Below are 1254 nucleotides of genomic sequence, written 5' to 3'. Positions count from 1 at the left end.
CAAGGCGGGGGTCTGCGGGAGGGCTCGCGCGCGCGCGCGCAAATCCCATCCCACTGCCCCCCTTTCTTAAAAATCAGTTGTTCAGGCGCGGGATAGGTTCTCTGTTCTGGGAGGTGGTTCAGCGCGATTGAACCATTGTGCAGACTGCTAGTGTCGTGTTTTCAGGCATGAGCCCCCAGCAGGAAGCCGGGGGCACGGTATCGGCGGTGGTAGGTCTGTGTTCTTAGGAGCGTCAGAGTGCCGCCTGTCATGGCCTTACGGCCATTAGCAGGTAATTTCGTGCCCCTGTGCCCTGAGATAGTCCAGAACCTGCAATGCCGGCCCCATTTCCAGCCACTCAGAAGCCCCGCGAACGTCTGACAATTCCCGCCTGTGGGATTTCAGCATTCCCCTGGCTGACTTTATCCGCCATGAGTTGCCAGCAGTGCGAGCATCGGCAATACGCCAGTTTCGGAGGATGCGGCGAAGCCTGTAATACGCCTCAGAGGAAATATCGAATTCCACTGGGTCGGTGGTAGCCCAGTCACCAGTTTTACCCCAGACGCGCCCGGTTTTCTTCTTCCATGACGGGGGGATGTTCTCAGGGTGTCGCTGGTAGTGCTGGACGCCTCGCGCTGAGTGTTTACTGAGATACTTAAACCAACCCACGGTATCGTTAATCTCCAGTGAGTACTGGCCCCGGAGGGAAGCGCCGAATTCGTTGGCGACAGCAACCCAATTAAGCAGCAACTCCCCACGGGGGACGGAGATTGGGAGCCATAAAGCCCCGTGAAGGTGTGGGACGCCCCTTCGCTGCCATTCGGTGACCCAGTGCACCCGGTAGACCCCCAGACGGGTTAGACGCTTGAAATAGGCGTTTCTGAGCCGTTTCCAGTCGTCGGCAGTGGGTGGGCAGTCCCGGACAGTGAGCGTGATGGCATAGCCCCGGAGAGGCTCCCCGGAAGCGGTGGTGTCTAGGGTGCGTTCGTCGACTGATCGGAGGAAATGAACCATGCGCCGGGTGGCGGATTCTGACCAGCCTTCAACGGTGCCCCGTTTGGCTCTCAGGTGATCGTTTTTCTTGGGGGGGGTGCCCATGGTGACCCCATGGCGGTACAATTTGAGTGTTCGCATGTTTCTGCTCTGCTTAGTGGTTATCAGGATGCGAACCGGGCCCGGGGTGTTGGTAGCACTGCCGGGCTTTTTTATGTCCGCGATATGGGGAATTTATCAGGTAGCGGGAAGATATGTAACTACTAATCAAGGCGGGGGTCT

At 58.2% G+C, this 1254-nt stretch carries 1 protein-coding gene; it reads right to left on the bottom strand.

Annotation, left to right across the window (positions count from 1 at the left end; genetic code table 11):
- Nucleotides 1-264: 264 nt before the first annotated feature.
- Complete coding sequence (locus tag BA81_RS20230; protein WP_428829235.1) at nucleotides 265-993, bottom strand: rolling circle replication-associated protein; 729 nt, start codon at nucleotides 991-993, stop codon at nucleotides 265-267.
- Nucleotides 994-1254: the final 261 nt, after the last annotated feature.

The organism is Bacillus safensis FO-36b, assembly GCF_000691165.1.
GTDB classification, from domain to species: domain Bacteria; phylum Bacillota; class Bacilli; order Bacillales; family Bacillaceae; genus Bacillus; species Bacillus safensis.
This window is presented reverse-complemented; position numbering and strand designations above follow the sequence as displayed.